Source organism: Exiguobacterium sp. s89 (genome assembly GCF_018617735.1).
Lineage (GTDB): Bacteria > Bacillota > Bacilli > Exiguobacteriales > Exiguobacteriaceae > Exiguobacterium > Exiguobacterium marinum.
On sequence record NZ_JACSKS010000003.1, the window covers coordinates 216,508 to 241,335 of the forward strand.

Genomic DNA, 24,828 nt, shown 5'->3' on the forward strand with positions numbered 1-24,828 from the left:
GGAATGAAAGTGTTTGGATTTAGTGGAGATCCGTTTAGTAACTCGATAGGGGATTCATTCTTTAATGGGTTATTTGGCGTGTTTCCAATCATTTTCATGGTTGTGTTCGGTCTGATTATTTTTGCGTTTATCAAATCAGGAATGAACTATTCTAAAACATCAAGTACGTTGAAAGACTTACAGCGCTTCGCCTCTCAGCTCGCCGATGACCCAGACGACGATACGGCCGAACGATTGGCAGACTATTTACGAGGAATCGATTCCTTTTCCATTGAGCGTACACGCATGGAGCCGTTCCGTGTCGCGCTCGGGTGCTATCAACTGATTATGGAGTCTAATTCCATTCGTGAGGAGACGAAAGAGCGGGTCGACCGACAATATAAACGTCTCGGGATTTTGGACGGGGAGAAATTTGCCGATGAAGCCCCCCCGCGTAGCCGTTCCTCGTCGAGTCACCACGATATCCATCACAATCACCATGATCACATGTAAAAAGCGAAGGGGTTCCTTCGCTTTTTACATGTATCGTGATGCATCAAATTCAATGTCTGCTTGATGACGGACAGCTTGGATGGCACTTTCGATTCGGATGGCCCGTTTCTTAATGTCACGTGCCTTCAAACGATATAGTTCTGGGTCGTACAAGGCATGTTTGATTACGGCGACCCCGTGTACATATTCTTTTTTCGGACGAAGTGACAACTTTTCATAAAGCCGTGCCTGAACACGTAACTGAATGGCAAGCTCAATCGCTTCGACGAGTGGGAGTGGACCGTCGTGTGTTTCGACGACGGATCGGACGTTCTCTTCTTGAATCAAGCGGTCGAGTTGGCGTAAGTCAAGACGGATATGTTCCAGTTCCATCTCGATGTCTTGAAGAGAACGGGACTGAATCGTCGGAATGGATTCAGTCGCTTCGATTGAGATGAACGCTACGTTCTCAATCTCTTCGGTCAATGTATCGATTTGCTCATGGAGCAACTGTTTTAATATTAGGGCATCTGCAAGGTTCATATCGATTTCCTCCTTCTGCTTTTTCTAACCGTACCACATCGAGAAGGCTGAAAAAAGGTGGATGACATCCTGGATTAGGGGAATAAAAACAAATAGGAAGGAGGAGGGGCGATGAAAAAATGGAAAACACAGTGGATGATTGCATTCGTCCTACTCTTGTTCGGAACAGCGACGTTCCTGTATCAGTGGATTGACGTAAGTCCAGGCGACATTCGGGACTACATCATCCAATTCGGATGGTTGGCTCCCTTGATCTATATCATTTTATTCACCATTCGACCGCTCATCCTGTTTCCGACATCGGTCCTGTCGGTCGCCGGCGGTTTGGCATTCGGGATCATACCTGGCGTCATCTATACTGTCATCGGAGCGACGCTAAGTGCTCTCGTCGCTTATTATGTGGCTATCTATTTCGGCGATCGTTTCCTGCATCATTTTGAATCGACGAACTATGAAGCGATTCAACAAAAAATCGAAGAAGACGGATTCTTTTATGTCCTCATCTTACGCCTCATTCCACTCGTCAATTTCGATTTGGTCAGCTACGCTTCAGGTTTGGCGAAAGTAAAGGTGCCGGCGTATCTGTTTGCGACCGTCGTCGGCATGATTCCGGGGGCGTTCGCAAACAATTTTCTCGGAAGTAGTATCGCTAGCGGTGATTGGACGCTCATCGCCTTGGCATTCGGAATCATGCTCGTATTGACGCTCATCGCGACGGTGTTTCGTGAACCGATTAAACGACAGATTCATCGCTATCAAAAAAAGTAGGCGACTCCACATGGAGCGCCTACTTTTCAATTAACGATTGTCGATCGTCTCAGGGTAGAGGTCATGGTTGAACAGACGATGTTCTGCCATTTTTTCGTATTTCGTGTCCGGTTTTCCGTAGTTGTAGTATGGGTCGATCGAGATGCCGCCACGCGGTGTGAATTTCCCCCACACTTCGAGATAGCGCGGCTCCATCAACTTGACGAGGTCTTTCCCGATGACGTTGATGCAGTTCTCGTGGAAGTCGCCATGGTTACGGAAGCTGAACAAGTACAGTTTCAACGACTTCGACTCGACGAGCTTCTCATCCGGGATGTACGAGATGTAGATTGTCGCAAAGTCCGGTTGATTCGTAATCGGGCACAAGGAAGTGAATTCCGGTGCGTTGAATTTGACGAAGTAATCATTCTCCGGATGACGGTTCGGGAACGCCTCAAGTACGTCCGGTGTGTATTCAAAAATATAAGGGACGCTCTTCTGTCCGAGGAGCGAGAGGTCTTGTAAGTCTTCTGATCTCATGTTCATTCTCCTTACACGCCACGTTCGTTGGCGTACAGTAATGTGTGTAGTTGCGGTAGGACGCGGACGCTTTGCCAAGACGGGTCGCGTGCGACGTCTTCCCACAGCTGTTTCAAGCGACGAAGCTGGGCATCGGTGATATCACCATCAGCACCCGGATCTGGGTTACCGGCAGATAAATACATGACGTCCGGTGAGTAGCGCTGTTGCACTTCTTTTGCGTAGGCAAGATCCACTTCATCAAACACGGCGACTTTAAATGTCGTTTGCTCCGGACGCAACCGTTCGACGATCGCGTCGAGTTGTTCCCAGTTTGTCTTCATACCAGACGACGGGGGCTTCGGACTGAGGGTCACGTCGTCGATTTGTGTGATCCAGTCTTGATAGCGGCTACCTTGTGTCTCGACAGCTAATGTGATGCCACGTTCTTTCAACTTCACGACGAGGTCTTCCATGGCTGCGATGAGGAGCGGGTTGCCCCCCGAGATGGTGACGTAATCATACATACCGAGTGCGTCAAGGCGTGCGATCACCTCGTCTGCTGTCAGCATATCCGGTTTTTCTGAACCGTCCCACGTGAAGGCGGAATCGCACCACGAACAGCGGTAATCGCAACCGGCGGTCCGGACGAACATCGTCTTTTGTCCGATGGCGCGGCCTTCTCCTTGGAAGGTCGGTCCAAACACTTCAAGAACAGGGATTTTCACGATTCCACCAACCATTCACGGCGGAACTCAGCGTACGACGTCGGCGTTTCATACAAACGGACGAATTCGACGCGGACGTCGCGTTCATTCGGCAAGTGTGTCGCCAACTGTTCAAAAATCCAATAGCACATGTTTTCTGCAGTTGTATTCATATAAGGGAGTGACTCGTTCAAATAGCGATGATCGAGATAAGGCTCAAGCTCTTCTTTAAAGATGGTCTTCAAGTCACCAAAGTCGAGTGTCATCCCACGATTGTCGAGAAAGCCGCTGACACCCATCTGGAGTTTGTACGTATGACCATGAAGGGCACGACATTTGCCGTCATAATCAAATAGATGGTGCGCCGCGTCGAACGTCACTTCTTTGACGATTTGAACGCGATGCGGACAGTAGATGAGCGATCCTTCTTGTTTTGATTCGACACTTGTCGGAGCGAGGAACGGAGCATGCTTCATACGCGCACCTCCTCATAAGCTGTGAGTCCGTTTTGGCGAAGGATACACGCCGGACATTCTCCACAACCTGAACCGATGACACCGTTGTAGCAAGTGAGCGTGCGTTCTTTGACATAGTCGAACGCACCGAGCTTGTCGGCGAGTGCCCACGTTTCTTTTTTATCGAGCCACATGAGCGGTGTGTCGATGACGAATGGATAATCCATCGCTAAATTGAGTGTCACGTTGAGTGATTTGATGAATTGGTCTCGGCAATCCGGGTAACCTGAAAAGTCCGTTTCACATACACCGGTCACGATGTGGTGCATACCGAGTTGTTTGGCCATGACGGCCGCGAATGATAAAAATAGATGGTTGCGTCCATCAACGAACGTGTTTGGGACGTCCGCATTGTCGATGTCGAGATCGTGTCTCGTGAGCGCATTCGATGTGAGTTGTCCGAGTAGGGACAAATCGAGGATGTGGTGTGGGACATCGAGTTCTGTCGCAATTTCTTTTGCGACCTCGATTTCCGCATCATGGCGTTGACCATATGCGAACGTCACCGCCTCCACATGAGAGAATTGTTGTTTTGCCCAAAACAGGCAAGTGGTTGAATCTTGGCCACCACTAAAGACGACCAATGCTTTTTCGTGTTGCATGAAGCACACTTCCTTTTCGCTAGTTTTGATGTCGGAGGAGGTTACGAACTCCGGAGGTCACCCTCAAGCATTTAATTTATCATAAAAAGTCGTTTGACAGGGAGAAAGGAAGCGAGTATAGTAAAAAACATCACTAACGCGCTTTTGTGCATAAAAGCGTTTAAGCGGTTAGGTGGAATAATAAATAATGAGGATATAACGAAAGGAGGGGACGTCGATGCAGATGAAAGGAAAAGAAGCTGTATTCGTCGTGTTAATGAGCGGGATCACCTTGCTCGCACTGATGTTTTTGGCCAAAGCGACGCCACACATGGCGATTTTTGGCACAATGGTAATAGTAGGTGGATACGCGTATTATCGTTCACGCGACTTCAAACAGATTGAAACAGCAATGATCAACGGGATTCGTGAAGCGATTATGCCGGTGTTGATTCTGTTGTTGATTGGGATGCTCATCGGGGTATGGCAAATGTCCGGAACGGTCGCGACGATCCTCTCCATCGGATTAAATACAATCTCTGCTGAATGGTTTTTACCAAGTGTCTTATTAATTACGATGATCGTCTCAACATTCACAGGAAGCGCATTTACGACAGTCGGTACGGTCGGTGTCGCCTTGTTCGGAATCGGGACGGCGCTAGGCATCTCGCCGGCTCTCGCCGCAGGTGCAATCGTGTCGGGTGCGCTCTTCGGAGACAAGATGAGCCCGTTGTCGGATACGACCAACTTTGCCCCGGCAGTGGCAGGTGTCAAACTGTTCGACCACATTCGTTTTATGATGGGGACGACAATCCCAGCGTTTATCATCACATTGATTTTATTCACATTCCTCGGACGCAGTGGTCAAACTGCCGATACGACACAAATCGCGGAAGCACAGGCAGCGCTCGGCGGACGATTTGATCTTTCTTGGCTCACGTTGATTGCCCCTGTTCTTGTCGCAGTGCTTGCATTTCGCCGCATGCCGGTCTTGCCGACGATGCTCGTTGGAATGTTCGCTGGTGTGTTGACGGCTGGATTCGTTCAAGGAAACTGGAGCATCTCGAACTGGCTCGGCGTCATGCAGTCTGGATTCAAGTCAGGTGTCGAGAACGAGACGATTGCGACGGTACTCGATCGTGGTGGTCTTGAATCGATGCTCTGGTCGGTCAGTCTCGTCTTGATTGCCCTTGCATTCGGCGGCTTGTTGCGCGAACTCGGTGTCTTCCAAGCCATCGTTGAATCGTTGCTCGAGCGGTTGAAATCACCAGGAAGTTCGGTCCTCTCGGTCGTCCTCAGTTCAATCGGTGTCAACTTGCTCGCGGGAGAGCAGTACTTATCGATTCTCTTGCCAGGACAGGCGTTCAAACAAGGATTCATCGATCGCGGGATTGACCCACGCTACTTGTCACGTGCGCTTGAGGATGGTGGGACTGTGATTAACCCACTCATTCCGTGGGGTGTCTCCGGAGCGTTCTTCGCAGCGACGCTCGGCGTACCTGTATTGGAATACGCACCATTTGCGTTCTTCCTTTGGCTCAGCCCGATTTTCTCCATCATTTTGGGATACGTTCGGTTGGGGAAGCAGCATGAATCACTAAAAATCGCATCGTAAATGAGTGATGTCCTGCCGTGCAGGGCATCTTTTTTGTATGGAGGATACGACTTTTGAGAAAATGGAACAAACGGAGGTGGAACTATGAAGCGACTCGATGTGGCATTTTATGAACAACCGACACTCGATTTGGCCCGCTCCTTACTCGGTCAATATTTGGTGAGACGACACCCGGAAGGCGACATCATCGCAAAGATTGTCGAGACAGAAGCTTATCTCGGTGCCATCGACCGAGCGGCACACAGTTTCGGGGGACGTCGGACGAAGCGAACGGAAGTCATGTTCGGAAAACCGGGACATGTATACACGTATCAAATGCATACACATACGCTCTTGAATGTGGTCAGTGGACCAGTCGGCACACCGGAAGCCGTGTTGATTCGAGCGGTCGAACCGATTCAAGGTCATGAATGGGTTGCGGCGAATCGTCCCGGGGTGAAGCGATATGACCAAACGAACGGACCGGGGAAGTTGACGAAAGCACTCGGAATCACGATGGATTTATACGGACACTCGTTCCAACAAGACCCGCTCTATATTGCGGAAGGTGAGACTGAAATGGTGATCGAGGCGGGTCCACGTATCGGGATTCCGAATACGGGCGAGGCCCGTGACTACCCGTATCGCTTCTTTGAACGCGACAATCCGTACGTCTCGAAGTTCCGTTGAATGCATGCAGTGATGTTTAAGTGATTCATGCCTGTGGAACAGTCCCTATGTGCATAAAACAAACAGAGGGAGTGTTTAGAACATGGCAAAAGTAGCAACGCTCATTACAGATATGTTTGAAGATGTAGAATTCACGGGTCCCCGTGACGCATTGGTGGATGCGGGACATGACGTCGTGACAATCGAGAAGAAAGCAGGCAATACGGTAGAAGGAAAACAAGGAGAGGCGAAAGTGAACATCGATCAATCGATTGACGATGTATCGCCAGAAGATTTTGACGCCCTTCTCTTACCAGGCGGATTCTCTCCTGACTTGTTACGTGAAGACGAGCGGTTCGTTTCGTTCGCCAAAGCCTTCATGGACGCGAAGAAGCCTGTGTTTGCCATCTGTCACGGACCACAGCTATTGATTACGGCGAAGACGCTTGAAGGTCGTGATGCAACCGGATATAAATCGATTAAAGTCGACATGGAGTATGCTGGAGCGAAATATGCGGACAAAGAAGTCGTTGTCTGCCAAAACCAGCTCGTGACGAGCCGTCAGCCGGATGACATTCCGGCGTTCAACCGTGAGATTCTCAACTTATTAAAATAACACGTCGACCACGAGATTCGTCTCGTGGTTTTTTTGTGTTTTCGGGAATAGACAAGTAAGGAGGAGATTCAAGTGAGAAAACGAGCACGTTCACCGAGTTAAGTTCGTCGAAACGTTGTCCGACTAGGGTGGGTTCGTTGGTTTGAAGGGCTGATTCCTGCATACGTGATTGAACGGCTGTTCTGGGAGTCACGGGGCATCTCCATTCAGGAAGTCGTCTATCTAGAGATGGTGTATGCGCTCATCATCGTCCTGCTAGAAGTACCGACTGGCGTCTGGGCGGACCATACGGCACGGCGTCGACTCGTCCAAATCGGTATCTGGTTGGAGTGGCTGTCGTTTGTCGTCATCTTGCATTCGTTCACGTTCATCGGTTTCTTTGTCGCGATCAGCTGTTCGGCCATTGGGTCGGTCATTCGAAGCGGGGCAGAGAATGCGTTGCTGTATGAATCGTTACAAGAAAGCCATGATGCTTCGTCATTTGAACGAGTTCTTGGAAGGTTGAATGCGATTGGCATCTTGTCCGCTGTTACAGCGGCATTGAGTGGTAGTATGTTGGCTCAGTACCTTTCCTTGGAGTGGAACTATCAGCTTTCCATCGGGAGTCTATTGATGGCGACACTGTGTAGCGTATTTCTCGTTGAACCGACTCATCGAGAGCGGGAGGAGCGTTTGACGTGGCGTCATGTGTTCAAAGGGTTTCAATTCATTTGGTCAAAACAACAACTTCGCTATGTCACAATCGGTTTTTTGGCAACGGTATCCGCTTTTAATTTCATCGATGAATTTTGGCAACTGTACGCTCGCGATGTGTCCGTTCCGATCTATTGGTTCGGTGCCATTTCAAGCGTCCTGCTTTTGATTCAGTTACCTGGTCAACTTTTTGCGGGGACGCTTATACGATTTGCGTCATCTGAGCGTTGGTTAAACGGGTTCGGTTGGGTGATGGGTGGCGGGTTTCTCTTCATCGGCTTATTTCCGAGTCCAATCGGAATTGGTGTGATGGGATTGTTGGGAATTCTATATGGGGCGATGGAGCCGCTCTATTATGGACTTTTGCACCATCAAGTTCCTTCATCTATTCGAGCGACGACGGAATCGTCTGTCTCGATGCTATGGCATCTCGGTATCCTCATATTAGGGATTGTCTTTATTGGGGGAACGACATCGTCGCTATTTCTTGCGTTCATACTAATCGGACTTGTCGTTTGGTTCGTTCATGCGACTCACTCATAATCATGACAGGCATGGGCCATAAGCCATGTCTGTTTTTACGTCTTAAGACGGACGAAATGACAGGATATTGAGTGTATGATGAAAATAATCAAATTTTGTACATAAAAAAACAGCACACCCTAATAAGTGGGTGCCCTGTTTGAAACCAATCAATTGAAACGTTCGTAAAGTCTAGAAGAGGTGAAAACATGGGACAAATCGTTGTAGTATTCGGAACGTTGATTGGTCTTGGGACCGTCGGGGCCTTGCTGTATATGACCCGCCTAGCCTATGAATCATGAGAACGGATAAGGATAGAAGCGCTCACGTTGGAGTAACTCCATAACGTGGGCGTTTTCTGCATTGTCAATGGCGCGTAGAAGACCTTCCGTCTGAGAACGATGGGCAAAGAGGGAGTCTTTCTTCTGTTCACTTTCTTCCGTCACATCGACGATCACGTGAGGTTGTCCGAGCTCTTCTTCTGTGCGGCGATCGAATGCGACACCTAAAAACTCAGGGCGCGCTTCTCCCATCTCCTGAAGTGCTCGTACGACGGCACGAGCTGTCGCTTCATGGTCCGGGTGAACGGCATATTCTGGATAGAATGAGATGACGGTTTCCGGCTTCACTTCGTCAATCAAGGCGCGGAAACGAGCAGCGAGTGCGGCTTCGTCTTCGAACTCGACGGTTTTATCACGAAGACCCCACATGCGCAGGTCTTCGATTTCCATTATCCGACAAGCCTCTTCTAATTCACGTTTTCGAATTTTAGGGAGTTCTTCACGTGTCGTAAAAATTGGGGAGCCCATGTTGCGCCCCATCTCACCGAGTGTTAAACAGACATACGTGACCGGAAGCCCTTTTTGACGATGTTGAATGATCGTTCCGGCTGAGCTGAACGCCTCATCGTCTGGATGTGGGAAGATGACGAGTAATGGTCCATTCATTGATTTTCCACCTCCGAAGCTCCTTGAGGGAGCGGTTTTACATCGATATGCAGCGCACATGCCAGGCGACCGAGACGATCGTGACCAGCGAGTAACAGCTGCTCGCCATGCACTTCAAAATCGGTCAAACCTTCCACATAGAGCCAGCCATGATCAAGTTTTAATCCGACTCGATAAGGTCCGTTTCCTTTAATTTGACCGATGCTATATTCGATTTTAGCGTTACGAATAAACATCCCGGCATTATGAAAGTCGGGGTCGTTATGTGTCGCATAGGCACCGTTTGTTGTCTCAACATGTACGAAAAGCGGTGTTGCGACGTGACTGTCCAAATATTGTTGAATGTGATTAGGTTGAATTGCTTTCACGTCTGTCCCTCCAATGGAAAGGATGACCCGAAACACGCGGTTCCGGGTCATCTTTTTACGATTGTGCAGCTACTTTTTTGCGGTACCCTGTATGGTTCGTCGGTCCAACGTATTGGTTTAGACGGAATGAGTGACGAACTGCTTCTGTGATAAACTCTTTGCCGATTTCGATTGCTTCATCGACCGTATGACCGTTTGCGAGAGAAGCTGCGATGGCAGAAGAGAACGTACACCCGCCACCATGTGTGAATGCAGGCTTAATTTTTTCACTTTCAAGTAGACGGAATTCATTTCCGTCGTATAAGACGTCAAACGCTGTGTCGAATCCGAGTTTGCCGCCGACTTTAACGATGACGATTTCCGCGCCGAGCTCATGGATTAAACGAGCTGCTTCTTTGATTTCGTCCATCGTCGATGGTGTTTTGTCGAGGCCAGCGAGCATACGCGCCTCGAATAAGTTCGGTGTGATGATTTTTGCGACCGGCACGAGGTGTTTCCGCATTGCGACCGCAACGTTCGGATCAAGAATTTCATCGGCACCTTTACATGCCATGACTGGGTCGACGACCGCATTCTTGATGCCATACTCTTTAATTTTACGCGCAGCGAGTTCAATGATTTCAGGTGTCGGGAGCATACCTGTCTTCACCGCGTCGACTCCGATTCCAGCGAGAACCGTATCGATTTGCTTTTCAATCAATGTCGTATCGATTGGAAAGACTTCATGGTTCCATGCGTTATGTGGATCTTGTGCCACAATGACAGTCAAGGCTGTCATGCCATACACACCGAGTTCTTCCATCGTTTTGAGATCGGCTTGGATACCCGCGCCGCCACTCGTATCAGAACCGGCGATCGTCAATGCTTTTTTCATCGTCATAATCGTTCATCCCCTTTGTCTGTTTGGATAGTTTCACTATAACGACTTTTTCGAATTCCGACAAATTCAAGGATTAAAAGAAGTGTTCATAACTTTTCAGAAAAAACATGCAGGATATTCATCATATTTGGGGAATAATAATGAATAGGGTGTAGACCACTTTATTATTGGCTAGGAGGAAAACGCATGTTAGTGCATAGCTTATGTATCCCAAAGAAAGATGTTGTCACCATCAGTGAAAAGGCAACATTGCGGGAAGCGCTTCATACGCTTGAAGAAACAGGGTATCGCTGTGTACCTGTTTTAGACGAGACGGGAACATTTTTCCGCGGTAACATTTATAAAATGCATATTTATCGTCATGGAATGAACGGGGAAAACATGGATGATAATGTGATGACACTTATTAAAAATACGCAAAAATACGTTCATGAATCCGATGGGTTCTTCGAAGTATTCTTCTCCATCAAAGAATTGCCGTACATTGCGGTATTAAAAGATGAAAGCAACGAGTTTTATGGAATTTTGCCACACGGTAAGATGCTCGGCATGCTCGAAGAGGCGTGGAGTCGTGACACAGGAAGCTACGTCTTGACGATTGCCTTGAGTGAACAAGCGGGGGCGCTCGAAAAAATCACGAAAGTCGTGAACAAGTACACATCGATTGCGAGCCTGATGACACTCGATGCGAAAAGTAAGGTAGTGCGTCGGGTGCTCGTGACGCTGCCACCTGATTGCGATGAAGATAAGAAGAACAAAGTAGTCTCTAAGCTCGAACAAAAAGGCTTCCGCATCGTCGAAGTCGAAAATTTGAATAATTAAGTAAAAAATCCTTCCACATCAAGTGGGAGGATTTTTTTAGTCAAAGCGTTTCTCCATACGAATATCGGCCCAAAATTGATCATCCCAATAGGTGAAATGCTCGATCCGTCCAATTTCTTGATAGCCACATTTTGAATAGAGACGATGGGCCGCATGGTTGAAGGCAAATACGCCGAGTTCCATACGAGGCGTTTGTTTGGCTCGCAATATCTCTTCTAACAAACGAAGAGCTTCCGTACCAACGCCTTTCCCTCGACCGATGGATTCACCGATGACGAAACCGAGCCATGCCGTACCGGGTTGTTGACGATACAAGTGAGGCGGGTCATACATAACGTTCATTTCTCCAACGAGATGGTCATCTGCATAGATGAGAAAAATGTCATGCGTTAAGAGCCGTTCTTCTAAATCATCAACTGTCATCTCATAATGGGCGGTCAAATCTTCTTCATAGCGGCTCGGTCGAATGAGATGTACGATTTGTGGGTCGTTATTCCAACGATTGAACGTATTGACGATGTCGTCGGTTGCTGTTGTAAGTGGAACGAGCGAGATATTAATAGGTCATTCTCCTTTCTCGCTTAAAAACATTCGGTTCCATTGATAAAAGTCCTGCTCTTAGACCGGCTTCAATACGTTTAAATGGCTCGGTAAAATCTCAAATGTTAGCGGCAACGCACCGCCTGTGTCTCCATCTGCGTTTACCGGAAGGGCATCAGGCGAGCTTACTTTCACACATTTCGTACAAAATGATGTGACGCTGTCGGTCTCCTTCAGTTTTCCTGTGAATAGGGCGGGTGTTAATTGAAGGGCATCTTTTAGACGAAGTTCTTCAAAAATATAGACATGAAGAAGCCCATCGTTGAGTCGCGCATCCGGTTCGAAATTTTCAAAACCTCCGACTGAGTTCGTCAAAGCGATGACGGCGAGATATGCCTTATTATCAAATTGTCCGTCCTCACTCTCAACCATCAGTTCATATGGGCTATGTTCTCTGAAGGCTTTAATTCCTTCAATCAAGTAGGCGAACGGTCCCCATTTTGTTTTTTCTTCCACACTTACTTCGTCGACCGCTTCGGCAATGAGGCCGATGGCGATGACGTTCATGAAATAACCGTTCTCATATTTTCCGATATCCATCGGCGTCGGTTTGGCATCACGAAGTGCCTCGATCGCTTTTTTAGGATTGCTTGGGACACCGAGTGCACGGGCGAGGTCGTTGACCGTACCGAGTGGGATGATGCCGAAGTCAGGTCGATGAGTGGCTTCGGCCAGGCCGGTTACCGCTTCGTTCAAGGTTCCGTCCCCACCCATCGCAATGACGGCCTGGTAGTGCTTTTCTGCTGCTTCACGTGCGAAGTCCGTCGCATCCTGTTCCTTTTCAGTGAATCGGACATCGACGTGTCCATATCGTTCGCGCAACACCTCTTCGGCATGTGTCGCATGTTGTTCCCCTAACTCTTTTCCTGAGGATGGATTGACGATTAACATGACTGTGTCCATTCCAACATGTCTCCTTTTTCATTCGAATACTGTCCTTTATTCCCGTCAAAGAAAACAGCTACTCCTAAAAAAATCCCCATTTCGGCTAGTTGTTTCGGTCTAACCGTCATGGGGGATTATCATTTTGTTTAGTAATGACGAAATGCGGACATATCTAAATGACTCGCTTCAGACTCATCGACCGCGAGCTCAATCCGTAAATGTTCATTGAACGGAGAGACGAGGGCACCCATACACGCGACCGGTTCATGATCGGGGACCGGTGATTTACGTTTCGTTTTGACGAATAAATAGTCCGATCGTTTCAACGTCAACAAGAAACGTTCCACGGCATGCGGTTCACGGGTCACGTTTGGCCAAGGTAAATGATTGAATAACAAAAAGACCGCACCTTCTTTTTCGAGCGCATAGTCCGGTGCGATGCCTTCCCGATTCAACAAATCGATGACAGCATGCAAAAACTCCCGTTTAATCGTCAATGAAATTTCGTAATACTCACGCATACGGTCCACCCCTTCTTAAAATCACAATACTACCATTCTAAACGTTTCCGACATAGGCGACAATGAAGAAGTTCCTTGACGAAGAATTTTTCCCGGCTTATACTTCATAAGTCCTGCTATACTAGTGATATATGATGAACGAATTGAGGTGAAACCGACATGATTGAATCCCTTGAATTGAAGGCGTGGGTCGTTCTTGCGCGGACGATGGATGCCATCAGTGATCGTGTGAAAGAAGATTTACGACGCCACCAGTTAAATTCAACAGAGTTCGGTGTTTTATCCGTACTGTATAAACGAGGAGACACCCCGCTACAACAAATTGGGGATCAGATTTTGATTACGAGCGGTAGTGTGACATACGTCATCGACAAGTTGGAGAAGCGAGGGCTGATTGAACGAATCGCCTGTCCGTCTGACCGTCGCGTCACGTACGCCTCGTTGACAGACGATGGACATACGCTCATGGACGTCGTCTATCCGCAACATATTGAAATCTTCAAAGATATATATGGACCGTTAAGTGATGAAGAGACGGAACAATTGATTACGTTATTAAAACGAGTCGGTTATAACGCAGCGGGCAAATAAAGCCCGTTGCTTTTTTACATAATATCTTGAAATTAAAATAATTGACGATGAGATATACAGATGATATAGTTCTAACTGTTATTGAAAAAGTATAGATTACACAAATGGAGGATTACACGATGACTAAAGTATTATATGTATCGGCTAACCCGAAACCAGCTGAACTTTCATACAGCAAGCAAGTTGCAGAAACATTCGTATCGACACTTAAGGCTGAAAACGAATCAATCGAAGTAGAAGCAATTGAACTCTACGATGTCGATGTACAAGAAATCGATGGAGATGTGCTTAGCGCATGGGGCAAATTCGCGTCAGGTGAAGCACTTACTGACGTGGAAGCGAAAAAAGTAGGAACGATGAGTAGCATGCTCGAGACATTCATGGAAGCGGATCTCTACGTATTCGCGACACCAATGTGGAACTTCTTCTTCCCAGCGCGTATGAAAATGTTCCTCGATAGCGTCCTTATGGCGGGCAAAACGTTCCGTTACACAGAGCAAGGACCTGTCGGCTTGCTTGAAAACAAACAAGCGATTCACATCCAAGGAACGGGTGGAATCTACACAGGAACGGACCTCAACTTTGCGGACGCGTACCTCCGTCAAGCGCTCGCGTTTGTCGGTGTATCTGAAGTCACAACGGTAGCGGTTGAAGGGATGAACCAATACCCAGACAAAATCGAAGAGATTGTGGCGGACGCGAAAGCGAAAGCAGAAGCACTTGCAAAAGAAGTAGCAGGCGCAGTAACGGTATAACCTTGAAGGACGAGTCGATCGACTCGTCTTTTTGTATGCAATTATTTTGGGTATGATACAAAGGGAAAGGGGAGTATGCAATGGCAGATCAGTTATCGAGTCGACTGCTTGGAGATTGGACGGATATCATCCAAGAGGAAATGAAACAGCCCTATTTTCAACAGTTGAGGCAATTCGTCGACCAAGCTTATGAAGAAACGATCGTTTACCCGACCCGAGAAGACATTTGGAACGCATTTATTTACACGAAATTCAGTGAGGTGAAGTGCGTCATTTTAGGGCAAGATCCGTACCACGGACCGAATCAAGCGCATGGACTCAGTTTTTCGGTGCAGGACGGGGTACGTTTCCCACCGTCTCTACGAAACATCTTTCAAGAACTAAAAGATGACGTTGGATGTGACCTCCCGAAGAGTGGCAATCTTGAGAAATGGGCGAAACAAGGGGTCCTTCTCTTAAATACGGCACTGACGGTTGAAGCGGGGAAGGCGGGCTCTCACCGTGGAAAAGGGTGGGAACAGTTCACTGACTCCATCATTGAGCGGCTCGGGAGTCGTGAGGAACCAATCGTATTCATTTTGTGGGGAAATGATGCGAAGAAGAAAATGAAATGGATTGGAGACCAACATAAAGTGCTCACGTCGGTACATCCAAGTCCGTTGTCATCCCATCGTGGATTCTTCGGCTCTAAGCCATTCTCCCAAGTAAACGATGCATTGAATGAGTGGGGAAAACCCCCGATTGAGTGGTGTCTCTGACAGTCTGCGAAAATTCGTAGGCTGTTTTTTGTTGACGCCTTTGTTTAGCTTTGGTACAGTAACTAACAAGACGTCACTTTAGCACTTAAAAGCATATATGCATAACAGCATAACTGTATAAAAGATAAAGAATTGAATATGTAAGAAAAGCGAAGAAAGAACCGAAGTAGAGACATCTTCCATGGCCCAGAGAGCGTGTGGTGCTGCGAACACGCCCAAAAGATGAATCGAATTACAGTTCCCGAGCTCTCGTGATTGAGCGGTCCCCCGTTATCGGATCAAGTGACTAGATATTCTCTAGTAACTAGGGTGGTACCGCGGCTTTGTCGTCCCTATCGATTCAATCGATAGGGATTTTTTGATTTCAAAGGAGGACTTCACATGTTGACACAATCGATTTCAAAACACCTAGCCCCACATATTTCACCGCAGTTCTACAATGAATACACACCAACGGATCACGCCGTTTGGCGTTTCGTGTTGCGGTTGAACTTGCATACGTTAGAAGGGAAGGCGCATCCGTTTTACATCGAAGGATTGAAACGGACGGGAATGGGACCGGACCGATTGCCGAACGTCGAACTGATGACGGATGAGATGCAGACGGCAGGATGGTCGACGGTCGCAGTGGATGGACTCATCCCCGGTGTTGCCTTTTTTGACTTCCAAGGAAATGGGATGCTGCCGGTCGCGACAGACATTCGGAAAGTCGAGAATATTTTATACAGTCCAGCGCCTGACATCATTCATGAGGCTGCAGGACATGCGCCGATGTTGATGGACCCGACGTTTTCGGAAATCGTTAAACGCTTCGGTCAATTAGGGGCCAAGGCGTTCATGAACCGAGAAGAGCATGCCTCATTCGCAGCATTGAAACGCTTGACGATTGTGAAGGAAAATGCCAATTCGACCGAACAAGACATCGAGGCGGCGGAAAAAGCCGTCCATGAGGCGAAAGCGCAAGTGACTGGCTTCTCAGAGGCACAACAAGTCGCACGAATCTTTTGGTGGACTGTTGAATTTGGATTGATTGGTGACCTCGAGCGTCCGATGATTTACGGGGCAGGTCTCTTGTCCTCTGTCGGAGAGAGCCGTCACTGTCTGACGGATGCGGTCGTCAAACATCCATTCGACTTAGAGCACGCGCTACAGACGAAGCAGGACGTGACAAACATGCAAAAAGAGCTGTTCGTTATTCCAAACTTTGAGACACTCTCTTCTGTCTTAGATGAACTAGAAGGAAGAATGGCGATTCGAAAAGGTGGAATTGAATCCGTGGCGAAAGCGTTGGCGTCGGGAAGTCAGTCGACGATTCGACTCGAAGACGGATCAGAACGTGTCGGCATCGTTCGCCACATGACGGAGTCGAAAGAACATACGCTCATTCAATGGGATGAATGCACCATTGTAAAAAGTGGTCAGTTAACGAAACGAGAGCGTTATGGACTCCTCATTGTCCATGATACGGAATCTGCGCTAGACCGCGATGATCTCCTCGAGGACGGGACGACCGTTCGTCAAGCCTGTGCATCTGATCTGCTCCAAGACGTGAACGTTCAGTTAGAAGGACGGACGATTCCTCTCGACTCACTCGAGGTACGTGTCGACTCGCTTCCATCGATTTTCCCAGGAACGACGGTAGACGAGCTGATGATCATCGAAAAACCCGTGATCATCGAGCGAGATGAACGTGTATGGACGAACGATGACCCGATGTTCAATCGAATTCATCTCATGCGTGAGCGGGGAGAATCGATTGATGGTCTCATCCCAGAGATTTTAACGAACCACCCTGACGCCTGGTTATTACACATTGAGTGTCTGGAACTGGTGAATGACGAAGGACTGAAACAGACATTGATTGAACGTCTTGAAGCATTGCGTCATACCTCTTCATCCCGTAATGAATTGATTGGTCGTGCGTTCGAACTATTGCGCTAACGAAAAGAGGCGACGTTTTCCATAGTAGGAGAACGTTGCCTCTTGTGCATTATACAGATTGATTTGTCGCTTCGCGTAAGAACGTAATCAAACGGCGATACGTAGAGTTAGCCGCTGGGCGGTCCATTTCGAAGTAATAGTTATGACCGAGCTCGTGCTCATTCCGATCATAAAAGACAGTCGTGACATCCGTACGTCCTGAAAGAATCGTTGCAAATTCCTTGGCCTGATCCTCAAAGGAATGGTCATTTCCGTCCGCGATAAACGTTGGGACGAATGTGGCCGGTACATTGACGAGTGGCGACGCTTCAGCAACGACCGGGAGAGTTTCCCAATTGTATGTGCCGAAGTATGCCCATCCGATTCGTTTGAACAAGAAGCGGTTCACAGATTTCGATGATTCGAGCCATGTGCGCTTCAAGTCGAGCGGTGCAGACAAGAGGATGGCACCGAGGATTGAGGATTTTGGTACGACTTGTCCCACTTCAGCAGAAGGCGAATAGTCGTCATTCAACTGGATTCCGACAAACTGTGCGGCGAGCTGTCCACCATTCGAATCACCTGCAAAGAAGACGCGGTCTAAATCGAGACGGAAGCGGTCATTGTTCTCAGCAATGAACGAGTACGCTTCTTCGATTTGTTTGAGCGGGGTCGGGTACATCACGTCAGGTGCGAGTGCGTAATTGATACTGACGACGTTGTAGCCGTTACTCGCAATCGAAGTGGCGTATTTTAACACATCCGATTTATCTCCGCCGACGAATGATCCACCATGCACCCAAAAAATCGTCGGCACAGTTCGTCCGTTTCCTTCATAACGAATCAAATCAAACATTCCATTGTCATAAGAAGACAAGTAGTCGATGTCTTTTCGGACAGACGTTTTTTGAACGACTTCCTCAAATTCTTTCATCTCCACTTCGTTCCCCCCTGCGAACGAAGTTTTGATTAAACGTGTCGCTGGTTTAGGAGAAAGTAACACATAAGCCGCTCCTGCGACTGCTGTTCCAATCAATCCGACTCCAGCACGTTTCAACCCTTTATTCATCTTACTTCCTCCCTTTCTACAATCAGAAGCTTATTGCGTGACGAATACGTCCGTCATATATGTCTCGATGACATGAGCGATGCCGTCTTCATTGTTTGACTTCGTAATGAAGTCCGCTTTCCCTTTGACTGTCGTGTTAGCGTTACCCATCGCAACGCCTAGACCTGCCCATTCAATCATCGTCAAATCATTGTTTCCGTCACCGCAAGCGATCACTTCGTCTTGTGCGATACCGAGTTGATTGGCTAGTAAGGCGAGGCTTGTGCCTTTTGTGACACCGGCTTCTGTGAACTCTAAGAAGAATGGTTTTGAACGAGCGACGGCTAGTTTTCCGGCCAACTCTTCTTGTAGCTTCGTTTCAATCGGAGCGAGCGTGTCACCATCCGCGAGCATCAAACATTTGACGACCGGAGCCGTCACAGCTTCTTTAAAGTTGTCGACATGTACGACAGGCATGCCCGTCAATTCACCTTCGATATCCGTATAAGAGTTCGGACGATCGGTTACGATTTCGTTACCGACGTACGTATGAATCGCGATTCCTTCCCGTTCACTGATATCATGGAGATGGGCGACCGTGTCCGGTTGGAGCGTACTTGAGAAAATCTCTTCATTTGTCGCACAATTAATGACCGAGGCACCGTTGAACGATAAGATGAAGCTTCCGTATTTCGCGAGCTCCAATTCGCGGGCTGCCTCCCACATCGCAAACGTAGGTCGTCCGCTCGCCAGTACGACTTTATAGCCGCGTGCCTGCGCATCGAGAAGTGCTTCTTTTGTCTTCGGGGAAATCGTATGGTCGCTCGTGAAGAGCGTATCATCCATATCTAATACAATCATCTTGTAACTCATAGTAGTAGGGGGTCCTCCTTCAGAATCTAATGATACAATCCTAAACCTTTTTAAGGTCAATTGACAACCTTGTCGCAAAAACGTAACTATAATGTAGAGAAGTGAACTCTAGAAGAGGTGGAAATATGAATCGAATTTTAGTAGCTGAGGATGAACATGCGATTCGCAGCTTCATTATTGTCAACTTAAAACGAGCTGGATTCGATGTGTTCGAGGCAACAAACGGTCGTGAAGCGGTTACCGCGTTTGATCGTGAACCGTTTGACGTTGTTTTGTTAGATGTCATGATGCCAGAAATGGATGGATTCGAAGCATGTGCCGCTATTCGGGATATTGATGAAAACGTCGGAATCATCATGTTGACGGCACGAACGCTCGAAGAAGATAAAATTGAAGGACTCGGAAAAGGAGCAGACGATTACATCGCTAAACCGTTTAGTCCAGGTGAGTTGGTCGCGCGCATTCAAGCATTATTGCGCCGAGTCGAGAAAGTGAAACGAAAAGACTCGAAACGCTTGAAGTCGGGACCGTTCGCAATCGACCTTGCAGCGAAGCAAGTGACAAAGTACGGACAATCTATTGATTTAACACCAACAGAGTACGACTTGATTTGTCATCTCGTTCAAAATGAAGAGATCGTCTTGTCACGCGATGCGTTACTCGACGCGGTATGGGGGGTCAATTACTTCGGCGATCGAAAAACGGTCGATGTCAATATTCGACGCCTGCGTCAAAAAATCGAAGACGATCCGAGTCATCCGATCTATATTGAGACGTTATGGGGTCACGGATATAAATGGCGGAGACATGAGGCATGAAACAACAGTTAGTCATTCGCATGATGATTGTCGTGACGATCGTCTTACTTCTGCTCGTCAGCGTCTTGTCTTACGGGACATATCGATACTATTACGAGTATGAGTCAGAAGCGTTACTGAGTCATGCGACAACAAGTGCATATCTATATCCTCAAGCCCAAGTCGGGTTTGAGACGCCTAGTGCGTTCTCTGTCCTCGTCCGAACATTCGGATATCCAGGAACCGATTTGACGATTGTCGACCGGAGCGGTTCGATTGTCAAAACGACCGGTCAACGGACTAGACAGGCCTCTTTTTCTCAAGAACAATTACAAGAGCTTGCACGAGGTGAATCGGTCGTACAAGACTATGATGTCGGTGAAGAGCACTATCTGTCTGTCACGAGCCCAATTGTGACAAATGATACGTCAGAGTTTGCCATTAGTTTCACGCGCCCACTTGAAGATTTGGATACGCTCATTCGCGAAATTTGGATGACGGTCGCCATAATTGGTGTCTTGATCTGGTTACTTGCTCTGTACACCGTCATTCGGATTGCCGATCGCTTCGTCAGACCGATTCGTCAAATTATTGAAACCGCTGATGAGATGGCTCAGGGCGACTTCGATGTATCGGTTGAATCGAATGAGAAACATGAGCTAGGGGCATTGGCTCGAACCCTCACGTATTTGGGTGCGAAAGTGCAACAACATCAATCGACACGGAACGAATTTCTCTCGAGTGTCTCACATGAGCTTCGAACACCTCTCACATCGATCAAAGGATGGACCGAGACGATTCGGGGAGGCGATGAGAAACTGTCTGAAGAAACAGAGCTTGGTTTGAGCATCATCCATTCCGAAACGGAGCGTATGATTGGTCTTGTGGAACAGTTACTTGATTATACAAAAATCGAAGAGAGTCGATTGGTCTTGTATCGTCAGGAACTGGATTTAGTTTCCTTGTTGCGAAAAGTGACGTTGCAGTTAAAGCAGTCACTCGAAGACAAAGACATCACGCTCGTTGAACGGTATCCTCAAAAGTCGATCGGACTTTTTGATGAGAACCGATTGAAGCAAGTGTTTTTAAACATTCTCGAGAACGCGATTCGCTTCTCACCAGACGGTGGGACATTGACGATTCGTTTCGTTCAATCAGAACGCGTCGCCTTCATCTCGATCATCGATGAAGGTCCTGGTATTTCTCGTGAGCACTTACAGCGCATCACAGAAATGTTTTATCAAGCTCAAGTGACGGAAGGCAGTAGCGGTCTCGGACTTGCGATTTCGAAGGAATTGATCGAGGCACACGAAGGAAAACTGGTCATCGAGAGTGAGATTGGACACGGGACGACCGTGACCGTTTTATTACCGCTCGATCCGAGCGAACTACATTAAAAGGGTTAAACCTCCCGAATTCAGGCTACATATAGATGTATGTAGAATGAGGGAGGTTTTTATGATGGCAAATCAATCCTTGAAGCCGTTAAAAGGAAGTCCGAACGCCGTTTCGACACAAACCTCGATTGAGGAATTGCGTATGTCTCCATTGCCATATGCGGGCAGTCGCGAGCAATCGGTTGAAGCAATCAAGATGGCAATGAATCAATTGTCTCGGGCCGAACTGGTGAAAGAAACAGACGATAGTCTTCATTATGTGGTGACTTCGAAAGTGATGCGATTTAAAGATGATGTCGATTTTCTATTTGATGATGCGACTCAACAAATCGAGTTTAGGTCCGCATCCCGTGTCGGCTATTCAGACCTCGGCGTGAATCGAAAACGGATGGAAAATGTGAGTGAACAATATCGGAGGTTGATTCGATGAAGGATTATCAGTTGATAGTCATCGGTGGTGGTGCCGCTGGAATGACGGTGGCCGCGGGTGCTGCAAATTTAGGTGTGAAAGTAGCGCTTGTTGAAAAGAACAAACACTTAGGTGGAGACTGTCTACATGTTGGATGTGTACCATCTAAGGCGCTGATTGCCGCATCAAAAGAAGCAAATGCGATGATGCGGGCGGCGCGTGTCCTCGGAACAGAGTTCAATGGAAGAGAGCATTACCAAATGTCTAAGGCACGAGTCGACAAGGCACGTGCTATCATTCAAGACCATGACGGGACAGAACGCTTTGAAAAGATTGGCGTGGACGTCTATATTGGAGAAGCCTCGTTCCAAAGTCCGCATGAACTAAAGGTGGGGAACGATTTATTGATCGGGAAAAAATTTGTTATCTCGACGGGGTCGAAACCAACAGTCCCTCCCATCGATGGACTAGATCAAGTCCCATACTTAACAAATGAAACCGTCTTTGAAGAAGAGACGCTTCCAGAGAGTTTGATTGTCATCGGTGCCGGAACGGTCGGACTCGAGCTGGCTCAATCATTCGTTCGACTCGGCTCTCAAGTCACGGTGCTCGAGGCGCAGGAAGACTTCCTTCCGAAAGAAGACAAAGACGTCTCAACGTATTTAAAATCCCAACTTGAGATGGCGATGCGCTTAAAAATCGGCGTGAAGGTGAAACGAGTCGATGAAATCGATGGACGAGTCCGTGTCACGACAGAAGTAGATGGTGAAACGATTGAATATGAGGCGGACAAATTGCTCATGGCGACAGGTCGCGTTCCACGGATTGATGCGCTTCGTCTCGACCGGGCAAACGTTCAAGTGACGAAAGGGTATATCGACGTCTCATCTTCGTATCGAACGTCACAATCACATATCTTTGCGATTGGGGATACAATCAAGACGCTGCCGTTCACACATGCGGCCGGCGAAGAAGGGAAGGCGGTTGTCGCGAACGCACTGTTTGGGTTATGGAACAAGGTCGACTATAGTAAGCTACCGTGGATTACGTTCACAGACCCTGAAGTGTTTCATGTTGGCATGACAGAGCAGGAGGCGCGCGAGCATTACGGCGATGACATCGAGACGTATGAAGCGAAACTGTCCGAAGTTGATCGCTTTATCGCTGAGCGGCAAGAGGCTGGTTTTGTCAAAGTCATTACGAAGAAAAATGGAAAGATTATCGGTGCGCATGCGGTCGGTGAATCGGCAGGCGATTGGATGCAAATCGTCGTCTATGCGATGCAACGTGGCGATAAGATCGGGAAGTTGTCTAGGATGATTTATCCATATCCGTCGCGAAGTGAGGCTGTGAAGAAAGTCACGGATCTTTATTGGCGGAAACGCTTGTTTGAAAGTCCGCTCACAGAACTTGCAAGACGCTACTTTAAATTGATGCAATAACACAAATCACCCACTCAAACGAGTGGGTGATTTTTAGTCAGGTAGGGTGATGGTTTCAATCATCTTTGGTTCGCCTTCGGAAAGGTCGACGAGTGGTTTAATTAGCACTTCGACGCGTCGATTTTTCGAGCGACCTTCTTCTGTGTCGTTCGTCGCGATTGGTTTAAATTCACCGTAACTTGCCAGTGTGAACTGAGCCGGGTTCAAGGCGTCATTTGCTAAAAGGCCACGCATGAACGCTGTCGCACGAGCCGAACTGAGTTCCCAGTTTGACGGGAAACGTGCTGTGTTGATTGGGATGTTATCAGTATGGCCGGAAACGACAATTTCTCGTTTTCCAGCTTTCTCTAAAATCTGACTGATGTTTTGAGCAACGTTCCGAGCATCCGTATCGAGTGTCGCCTCTCCTAAGTTGAAGAGGGCACGATCTTGAATCGTCAAGACCAGACCACTCGAGTTGATGGTCGCTTTGATTTGGCTTTCAAGCCCATTCTTTTTAATGTATTGATTCACATCTTCTTTCAACTCATCAAGCTGAGCTAGCTCGTATGTGCGTGGGTTGGCGGTCGTATCGGTTTTATCCGTCCGACTGATATCACTGTTTGAGGCGGTCGAAGCCTGAAAGACGCTGACGCCTCCTGAGAATACTTGGTTGAAAGACTGTGACATTTTCTCAAGCTTTGTCTGGTCGACATTGCTCGATGCAAATAACACGATGAAAAGCGCAAGCAGGAGGGTCAACAAATCGGCGTAAGGAATCAGCCATCCTTCCGGAATGTGTTCTTCATGATCATGCTTCTTTTTGCGCTTCATAGTCAGCTCGCTCCTTTGGAGACAAATACACAGACAGTTTATCTTCTAACGTTTTTGGAGATTCACCGCTTTGAATCGATAAAATCCCTTCAATCATCATTTCCTTGATGATGACTTCACTCTTTGAATACTGCTTGAGTTTATTCGCAAATGGGAACCAGAGCACGTATCCGGTGAAAATTCCGAATAATGTTGCCACGAATGCTGCTGAAATGGCATGGCCGAGCTTTTCAATATCCGATAAATCTTTTAAAGCTGCAATCAATCCGATAACGGCTCCGAGTACCCCGAGTGTCGGGGCGTATGTCCCGGCTTGGGTAAAAATGTCGGAGTTCGCTTTATGGCGTTGTTCCATGTTTTCGATGTCACGTGACATGACTTCCGCAATATATTCAGAAGGCTGACCGTCGATGACCATCATCATGCCTTGACGTAAAAACGGTTCTTCGACTTGTTCGAGCGCCGTTTCGAGTGATAAGAGGCCCTCTTTCCGAGCTTGCGTCGACAAGTCGACGAATTGCGTGAGCAATCCGGATTTACTTGGGAGTTCTTGTTTTTTGAACAAGATTTTAAACAGTTTGGGGACGTTCTGCAGCTGCTCTTTCGATACGGCAATACTGACCGCTGCGGCTGTACCGACAAAAATGATAACCAGTGCGGCTGGGTTGATCAGCGGCGCAACACCTGCTCCTTTTAATATCATTCCACCGACGAGGGTGAGGAACCCGAGTATGAGTCCGACTAACGTGACGACATCCATGTCTTTGTTTTCCACCTTTCCGAAATAAATCAGGACAAAAAAAGCGAGAGACGCTACTCGTCTCC

Annotated in this window: 30 protein-coding genes and 1 other annotated feature; of the genes, 15 read left to right on the plus strand and 15 right to left on the minus strand. The window is 47.8% G+C overall.

Translation table 11 applies throughout. The features are described 5' to 3' along the window. Positions 1-3: 3 nt before the first annotated feature. Positions 4-492, plus strand: a complete 489-nt coding sequence (locus tag KNO96_RS10890; protein WP_251125156.1) for a hypothetical protein — start codon at positions 4-6, stop codon at positions 490-492. 24 nt (positions 493-516) lie between these two features. Here KNO96_RS10890 and KNO96_RS10895 read toward each other — a convergent pair whose 3' ends face one another. Next, positions 517-1,014: a hypothetical protein gene (locus KNO96_RS10895; protein ID WP_026824545.1), complete on the minus strand. Its 498-nt coding sequence runs from the start codon at positions 1,012-1,014 to the stop codon at positions 517-519. A 111-nt stretch (positions 1,015-1,125) separates the two neighbouring features. Here KNO96_RS10895 and KNO96_RS10900 point away from each other — a divergent pair, with 111 nt between their 5' ends. Next, complete coding sequence (locus KNO96_RS10900) at positions 1,126-1,782, plus strand: TVP38/TMEM64 family protein (RefSeq protein WP_026824544.1); 657 nt, start codon at positions 1,126-1,128, stop codon at positions 1,780-1,782. 30 nt (positions 1,783-1,812) lie between these two features. Here KNO96_RS10900 and queF read toward each other — a convergent pair whose 3' ends face one another. Genes queF through queC form a run of 4 tightly spaced genes read right to left on the minus strand, consistent with a single transcriptional unit; the run spans position 1,813 to position 4,104 of the window. Next, complete coding sequence (gene queF / locus KNO96_RS10905; protein ID WP_483297388.1) at positions 1,813-2,301, minus strand: preQ(1) synthase; 489 nt, start codon at positions 2,299-2,301, stop codon at positions 1,813-1,815. A gap of 11 nt (positions 2,302-2,312) precedes the next feature. After that, complete coding sequence (gene queE / locus KNO96_RS10910) at positions 2,313-3,023, minus strand: 7-carboxy-7-deazaguanine synthase QueE (protein ID WP_214703691.1); 711 nt, start codon at positions 3,021-3,023, stop codon at positions 2,313-2,315. Then, positions 3,005-3,463, minus strand: coding sequence for a 6-carboxytetrahydropterin synthase QueD (gene queD / locus KNO96_RS10915; RefSeq protein ID WP_026824541.1), 459 nt, complete (start codon positions 3,461-3,463; stop codon positions 3,005-3,007). The genes queE and queD overlap by 19 nt, the downstream gene beginning before the upstream one ends. Then, on the minus strand, positions 3,460-4,104 hold the full coding sequence (gene queC, locus KNO96_RS10920) for a 7-cyano-7-deazaguanine synthase QueC (RefSeq protein WP_026824540.1): 645 nt from the start codon (positions 4,102-4,104) through the stop codon (positions 3,460-3,462). The genes queD and queC overlap by 4 nt, the downstream gene beginning before the upstream one ends. 217 nt (positions 4,105-4,321) lie before the next feature. Here queC and nhaC point away from each other — a divergent pair, with 217 nt between their 5' ends. From nhaC to KNO96_RS10940, 4 genes are all read left to right on the plus strand, one after another. Further along, positions 4,322-5,698 carry a Na+/H+ antiporter NhaC gene (nhaC, locus tag KNO96_RS10925; protein ID WP_214703693.1) on the plus strand — a complete coding sequence of 459 codons (1,377 nt, stop codon included), beginning with the start codon at positions 4,322-4,324 and terminating at the stop codon, positions 5,696-5,698. Between the two features lie 84 nt (positions 5,699-5,782). Continuing rightward, the gene (locus tag KNO96_RS10930; RefSeq protein ID WP_026824538.1) at positions 5,783-6,367 is read left to right on the plus strand and encodes a DNA-3-methyladenine glycosylase; all 585 of its coding nucleotides are present in this window, start codon (positions 5,783-5,785) and stop codon (positions 6,365-6,367) included. Between the two features lie 82 nt (positions 6,368-6,449). Further along, positions 6,450-6,962 carry a type 1 glutamine amidotransferase domain-containing protein gene (locus tag KNO96_RS10935; RefSeq protein ID WP_026824537.1) on the plus strand — a complete coding sequence of 171 codons (513 nt, stop codon included), beginning with the start codon at positions 6,450-6,452 and terminating at the stop codon, positions 6,960-6,962. A 165-nt stretch (positions 6,963-7,127) separates the two neighbouring features. Further along, a complete protein-coding gene (locus KNO96_RS10940; protein ID WP_214703695.1) occupies positions 7,128-8,198 on the plus strand; it encodes an MFS transporter in 1,071 nt (356 codons plus the stop codon). Positions 8,199-8,473: 275 nt separating this feature from the next. Here the strand turns inward: KNO96_RS10940 and bshB2 are convergent, their stop codons facing one another. The 3 genes from bshB2 to pdxK are packed head-to-tail and all read right to left on the minus strand — an operon-like array spanning position 8,474 to position 10,372. Further along, positions 8,474-9,124, minus strand: coding sequence for a bacillithiol biosynthesis deacetylase BshB2 (gene bshB2, locus KNO96_RS10945; RefSeq protein WP_214703700.1), 651 nt, complete (start codon positions 9,122-9,124; stop codon positions 8,474-8,476). After that, entirely contained in the window at positions 9,121-9,492 is a 372-nt protein-coding gene (locus KNO96_RS10950; protein WP_026824534.1) for a YojF family protein, read from the minus strand. The genes bshB2 and KNO96_RS10950 overlap by 4 nt, the downstream gene beginning before the upstream one ends. 55 nt (positions 9,493-9,547) lie before the next feature. Then, complete coding sequence (gene pdxK / locus KNO96_RS10955) at positions 9,548-10,372, minus strand: pyridoxine/pyridoxal/pyridoxamine kinase (protein ID WP_026824533.1); 825 nt, start codon at positions 10,370-10,372, stop codon at positions 9,548-9,550. Between the two features lie 186 nt (positions 10,373-10,558). On the opposite strand from pdxK, the gene cbpA reads away from it, so the two are divergent. Then, complete coding sequence (gene cbpA / locus KNO96_RS10960) at positions 10,559-11,194, plus strand: cyclic di-AMP binding protein CbpA (protein WP_026824532.1); 636 nt, start codon at positions 10,559-10,561, stop codon at positions 11,192-11,194. A gap of 36 nt (positions 11,195-11,230) precedes the next feature. Here cbpA and KNO96_RS10965 read toward each other — a convergent pair whose 3' ends face one another. The 3 genes from KNO96_RS10965 to KNO96_RS10975 all read right to left on the minus strand — a co-directional run bounded on the left by KNO96_RS10965 (position 11,231) and on the right by KNO96_RS10975 (position 13,200). Then, positions 11,231-11,755, minus strand: coding sequence for a GNAT family N-acetyltransferase (locus KNO96_RS10965; RefSeq protein ID WP_214703828.1), 525 nt, complete (start codon positions 11,753-11,755; stop codon positions 11,231-11,233). Between the two features lie 57 nt (positions 11,756-11,812). Next, positions 11,813-12,697 carry a diacylglycerol/lipid kinase family protein gene (locus tag KNO96_RS10970; protein ID WP_214703701.1) on the minus strand — a complete coding sequence of 295 codons (885 nt, stop codon included), beginning with the start codon at positions 12,695-12,697 and terminating at the stop codon, positions 11,813-11,815. 128 nt (positions 12,698-12,825) lie between these two features. After that, the gene (locus KNO96_RS10975) at positions 12,826-13,200 is read right to left on the minus strand and encodes a hypothetical protein (RefSeq protein ID WP_015880488.1); all 375 of its coding nucleotides are present in this window, start codon (positions 13,198-13,200) and stop codon (positions 12,826-12,828) included. Positions 13,201-13,359: 159 nt separating this feature from the next. On the opposite strand from KNO96_RS10975, the gene KNO96_RS10980 reads away from it, so the two are divergent. The 4 genes from KNO96_RS10980 (at position 13,360) to KNO96_RS10995 (ending at position 17,245) form a co-directional block, all read left to right on the plus strand. Beyond that, positions 13,360-13,791, plus strand: coding sequence for a MarR family winged helix-turn-helix transcriptional regulator (locus tag KNO96_RS10980; protein WP_214703702.1), 432 nt, complete (start codon positions 13,360-13,362; stop codon positions 13,789-13,791). 119 nt (positions 13,792-13,910) lie between these two features. Further along, the gene (locus KNO96_RS10985; protein ID WP_026824528.1) at positions 13,911-14,546 is read left to right on the plus strand and encodes an NAD(P)H-dependent oxidoreductase; all 636 of its coding nucleotides are present in this window, start codon (positions 13,911-13,913) and stop codon (positions 14,544-14,546) included. 80 nt (positions 14,547-14,626) lie between these two features. Then, entirely contained in the window at positions 14,627-15,304 is a 678-nt protein-coding gene (locus KNO96_RS10990; protein ID WP_034770695.1) for a uracil-DNA glycosylase, read from the plus strand. A 143-nt stretch (positions 15,305-15,447) separates the two neighbouring features. Beyond that, positions 15,448-15,641, plus strand: a binding site (T-box leader). 44 nt (positions 15,642-15,685) lie between these two features. Beyond that, on the plus strand, positions 15,686-17,245 hold the full coding sequence (locus KNO96_RS10995) for an aromatic amino acid hydroxylase (protein WP_214703704.1): 1,560 nt from the start codon (positions 15,686-15,688) through the stop codon (positions 17,243-17,245). Between the two features lie 49 nt (positions 17,246-17,294). On the opposite strand, the gene KNO96_RS11000 is transcribed toward KNO96_RS10995, so the two are convergent. Both KNO96_RS11000 and KNO96_RS11005 read right to left on the minus strand, forming a co-directional pair. Continuing rightward, positions 17,295-18,293, minus strand: a complete 999-nt coding sequence (locus KNO96_RS11000) for an alpha/beta hydrolase (RefSeq protein ID WP_214703712.1) — start codon at positions 18,291-18,293, stop codon at positions 17,295-17,297. Between the two features lie 30 nt (positions 18,294-18,323). Beyond that, positions 18,324-19,145 (minus strand): Cof-type HAD-IIB family hydrolase, encoded by an 822-nt coding sequence (locus tag KNO96_RS11005; RefSeq protein ID WP_026824525.1) that lies wholly within the window; start codon positions 19,143-19,145, stop codon positions 18,324-18,326. 125 nt (positions 19,146-19,270) lie between these two features. Here KNO96_RS11005 and KNO96_RS11010 point away from each other — a divergent pair, with 125 nt between their 5' ends. The 4 genes from KNO96_RS11010 to KNO96_RS11025 all read left to right on the plus strand — a co-directional run bounded on the left by KNO96_RS11010 (position 19,271) and on the right by KNO96_RS11025 (position 23,190). Next, entirely contained in the window at positions 19,271-19,963 is a 693-nt protein-coding gene (locus KNO96_RS11010; protein ID WP_026824524.1) for a response regulator transcription factor, read from the plus strand. After that, complete coding sequence (locus tag KNO96_RS11015) at positions 19,960-21,339, plus strand: sensor histidine kinase (RefSeq protein ID WP_214703714.1); 1,380 nt, start codon at positions 19,960-19,962, stop codon at positions 21,337-21,339. The genes KNO96_RS11010 and KNO96_RS11015 overlap by 4 nt, the downstream gene beginning before the upstream one ends. A 64-nt stretch (positions 21,340-21,403) precedes the next feature. Further along, positions 21,404-21,769 carry a DUF1499 domain-containing protein gene (locus KNO96_RS11020; protein ID WP_214703716.1) on the plus strand — a complete coding sequence of 122 codons (366 nt, stop codon included), beginning with the start codon at positions 21,404-21,406 and terminating at the stop codon, positions 21,767-21,769. Beyond that, entirely contained in the window at positions 21,766-23,190 is a 1,425-nt protein-coding gene (locus KNO96_RS11025) for a dihydrolipoyl dehydrogenase family protein (RefSeq protein ID WP_214700951.1), read from the plus strand. The genes KNO96_RS11020 and KNO96_RS11025 overlap by 4 nt, the downstream gene beginning before the upstream one ends. A 33-nt stretch (positions 23,191-23,223) precedes the next feature. Here KNO96_RS11025 and KNO96_RS11030 read toward each other — a convergent pair whose 3' ends face one another. Next, positions 23,224-24,003: a flagellar motor protein MotB gene (locus KNO96_RS11030; RefSeq protein WP_026824520.1), complete on the minus strand. Its 780-nt coding sequence runs from the start codon at positions 24,001-24,003 to the stop codon at positions 23,224-23,226. Further along, positions 23,981-24,763, minus strand: coding sequence for a flagellar motor stator protein MotA (gene motA, locus KNO96_RS11035; RefSeq protein WP_026824519.1), 783 nt, complete (start codon positions 24,761-24,763; stop codon positions 23,981-23,983). The genes KNO96_RS11030 and motA overlap by 23 nt, the downstream gene beginning before the upstream one ends. Positions 24,764-24,828 lie beyond the last annotated feature (65 nt).

Coding starts and splice junctions, on each gene's coding strand:
- KNO96_RS11025 (WP_214700951.1), top strand. CDS start 21,766: ATGAAGGATTATCAGTTGATAGTCATCGGTGGTGGTGCCGCTGGAATG.
- KNO96_RS10990 (WP_034770695.1), top strand. CDS start 14,627: ATGGCAGATCAGTTATCGAGTCGACTGCTTGGAGATTGGACGGATATC.
- KNO96_RS10890 (WP_251125156.1), top strand. CDS start 4: ATGAAAGTGTTTGGATTTAGTGGAGATCCGTTTAGTAACTCGATAGGG.
- KNO96_RS10930 (WP_026824538.1), top strand. CDS start 5,783: ATGAAGCGACTCGATGTGGCATTTTATGAACAACCGACACTCGATTTG.
- queC (WP_026824540.1), bottom strand. CDS start 4,104: ATGCAACACGAAAAAGCATTGGTCGTCTTTAGTGGTGGCCAAGATTCA.
- KNO96_RS10895 (WP_026824545.1), bottom strand. CDS start 1,014: ATGAACCTTGCAGATGCCCTAATATTAAAACAGTTGCTCCATGAGCAA.
- queD (WP_026824541.1), bottom strand. CDS start 3,463: ATGAAGCATGCTCCGTTCCTCGCTCCGACAAGTGTCGAATCAAAACAA.
- queF (WP_483297388.1), bottom strand. CDS start 2,301: ATGAGATCAGAAGACTTACAAGACCTCTCGCTCCTCGGACAGAAGAGC.
- KNO96_RS11030 (WP_026824520.1), bottom strand. CDS start 24,003: ATGAAGCGCAAAAAGAAGCATGATCATGAAGAACACATTCCGGAAGGA.
- bshB2 (WP_214703700.1), bottom strand. CDS start 9,124: ATGAATGGACCATTACTCGTCATCTTCCCACATCCAGACGATGAGGCG.
- KNO96_RS11005 (WP_026824525.1), bottom strand. CDS start 19,145: ATGAGTTACAAGATGATTGTATTAGATATGGATGATACGCTCTTCACG.
- KNO96_RS11010 (WP_026824524.1), top strand. CDS start 19,271: ATGAATCGAATTTTAGTAGCTGAGGATGAACATGCGATTCGCAGCTTC.
- cbpA (WP_026824532.1), top strand. CDS start 10,559: ATGTTAGTGCATAGCTTATGTATCCCAAAGAAAGATGTTGTCACCATC.
- KNO96_RS10975 (WP_015880488.1), bottom strand. CDS start 13,200: ATGCGTGAGTATTACGAAATTTCATTGACGATTAAACGGGAGTTTTTG.
- KNO96_RS10995 (WP_214703704.1), top strand. CDS start 15,686: ATGTTGACACAATCGATTTCAAAACACCTAGCCCCACATATTTCACCG.
- KNO96_RS10900 (WP_026824544.1), top strand. CDS start 1,126: ATGAAAAAATGGAAAACACAGTGGATGATTGCATTCGTCCTACTCTTG.
- nhaC (WP_214703693.1), top strand. CDS start 4,322: ATGCAGATGAAAGGAAAAGAAGCTGTATTCGTCGTGTTAATGAGCGGG.
- queE (WP_214703691.1), bottom strand. CDS start 3,023: ATGGTTGGTGGAATCGTGAAAATCCCTGTTCTTGAAGTGTTTGGACCG.
- motA (WP_026824519.1), bottom strand. CDS start 24,763: ATGGATGTCGTCACGTTAGTCGGACTCATACTCGGGTTCCTCACCCTC.
- pdxK (WP_026824533.1), bottom strand. CDS start 10,372: ATGACGATGAAAAAAGCATTGACGATCGCCGGTTCTGATACGAGTGGC.
- KNO96_RS10980 (WP_214703702.1), top strand. CDS start 13,360: ATGATTGAATCCCTTGAATTGAAGGCGTGGGTCGTTCTTGCGCGGACG.
- KNO96_RS10970 (WP_214703701.1), bottom strand. CDS start 12,697: ATGGACACAGTCATGTTAATCGTCAATCCATCCTCAGGAAAAGAGTTA.
- KNO96_RS11020 (WP_214703716.1), top strand. CDS start 21,404: ATGGCAAATCAATCCTTGAAGCCGTTAAAAGGAAGTCCGAACGCCGTT.
- KNO96_RS10985 (WP_026824528.1), top strand. CDS start 13,911: ATGACTAAAGTATTATATGTATCGGCTAACCCGAAACCAGCTGAACTT.
- KNO96_RS11015 (WP_214703714.1), top strand. CDS start 19,960: ATGAAACAACAGTTAGTCATTCGCATGATGATTGTCGTGACGATCGTC.
- KNO96_RS10935 (WP_026824537.1), top strand. CDS start 6,450: ATGGCAAAAGTAGCAACGCTCATTACAGATATGTTTGAAGATGTAGAA.
- KNO96_RS11000 (WP_214703712.1), bottom strand. CDS start 18,293: ATGAATAAAGGGTTGAAACGTGCTGGAGTCGGATTGATTGGAACAGCA.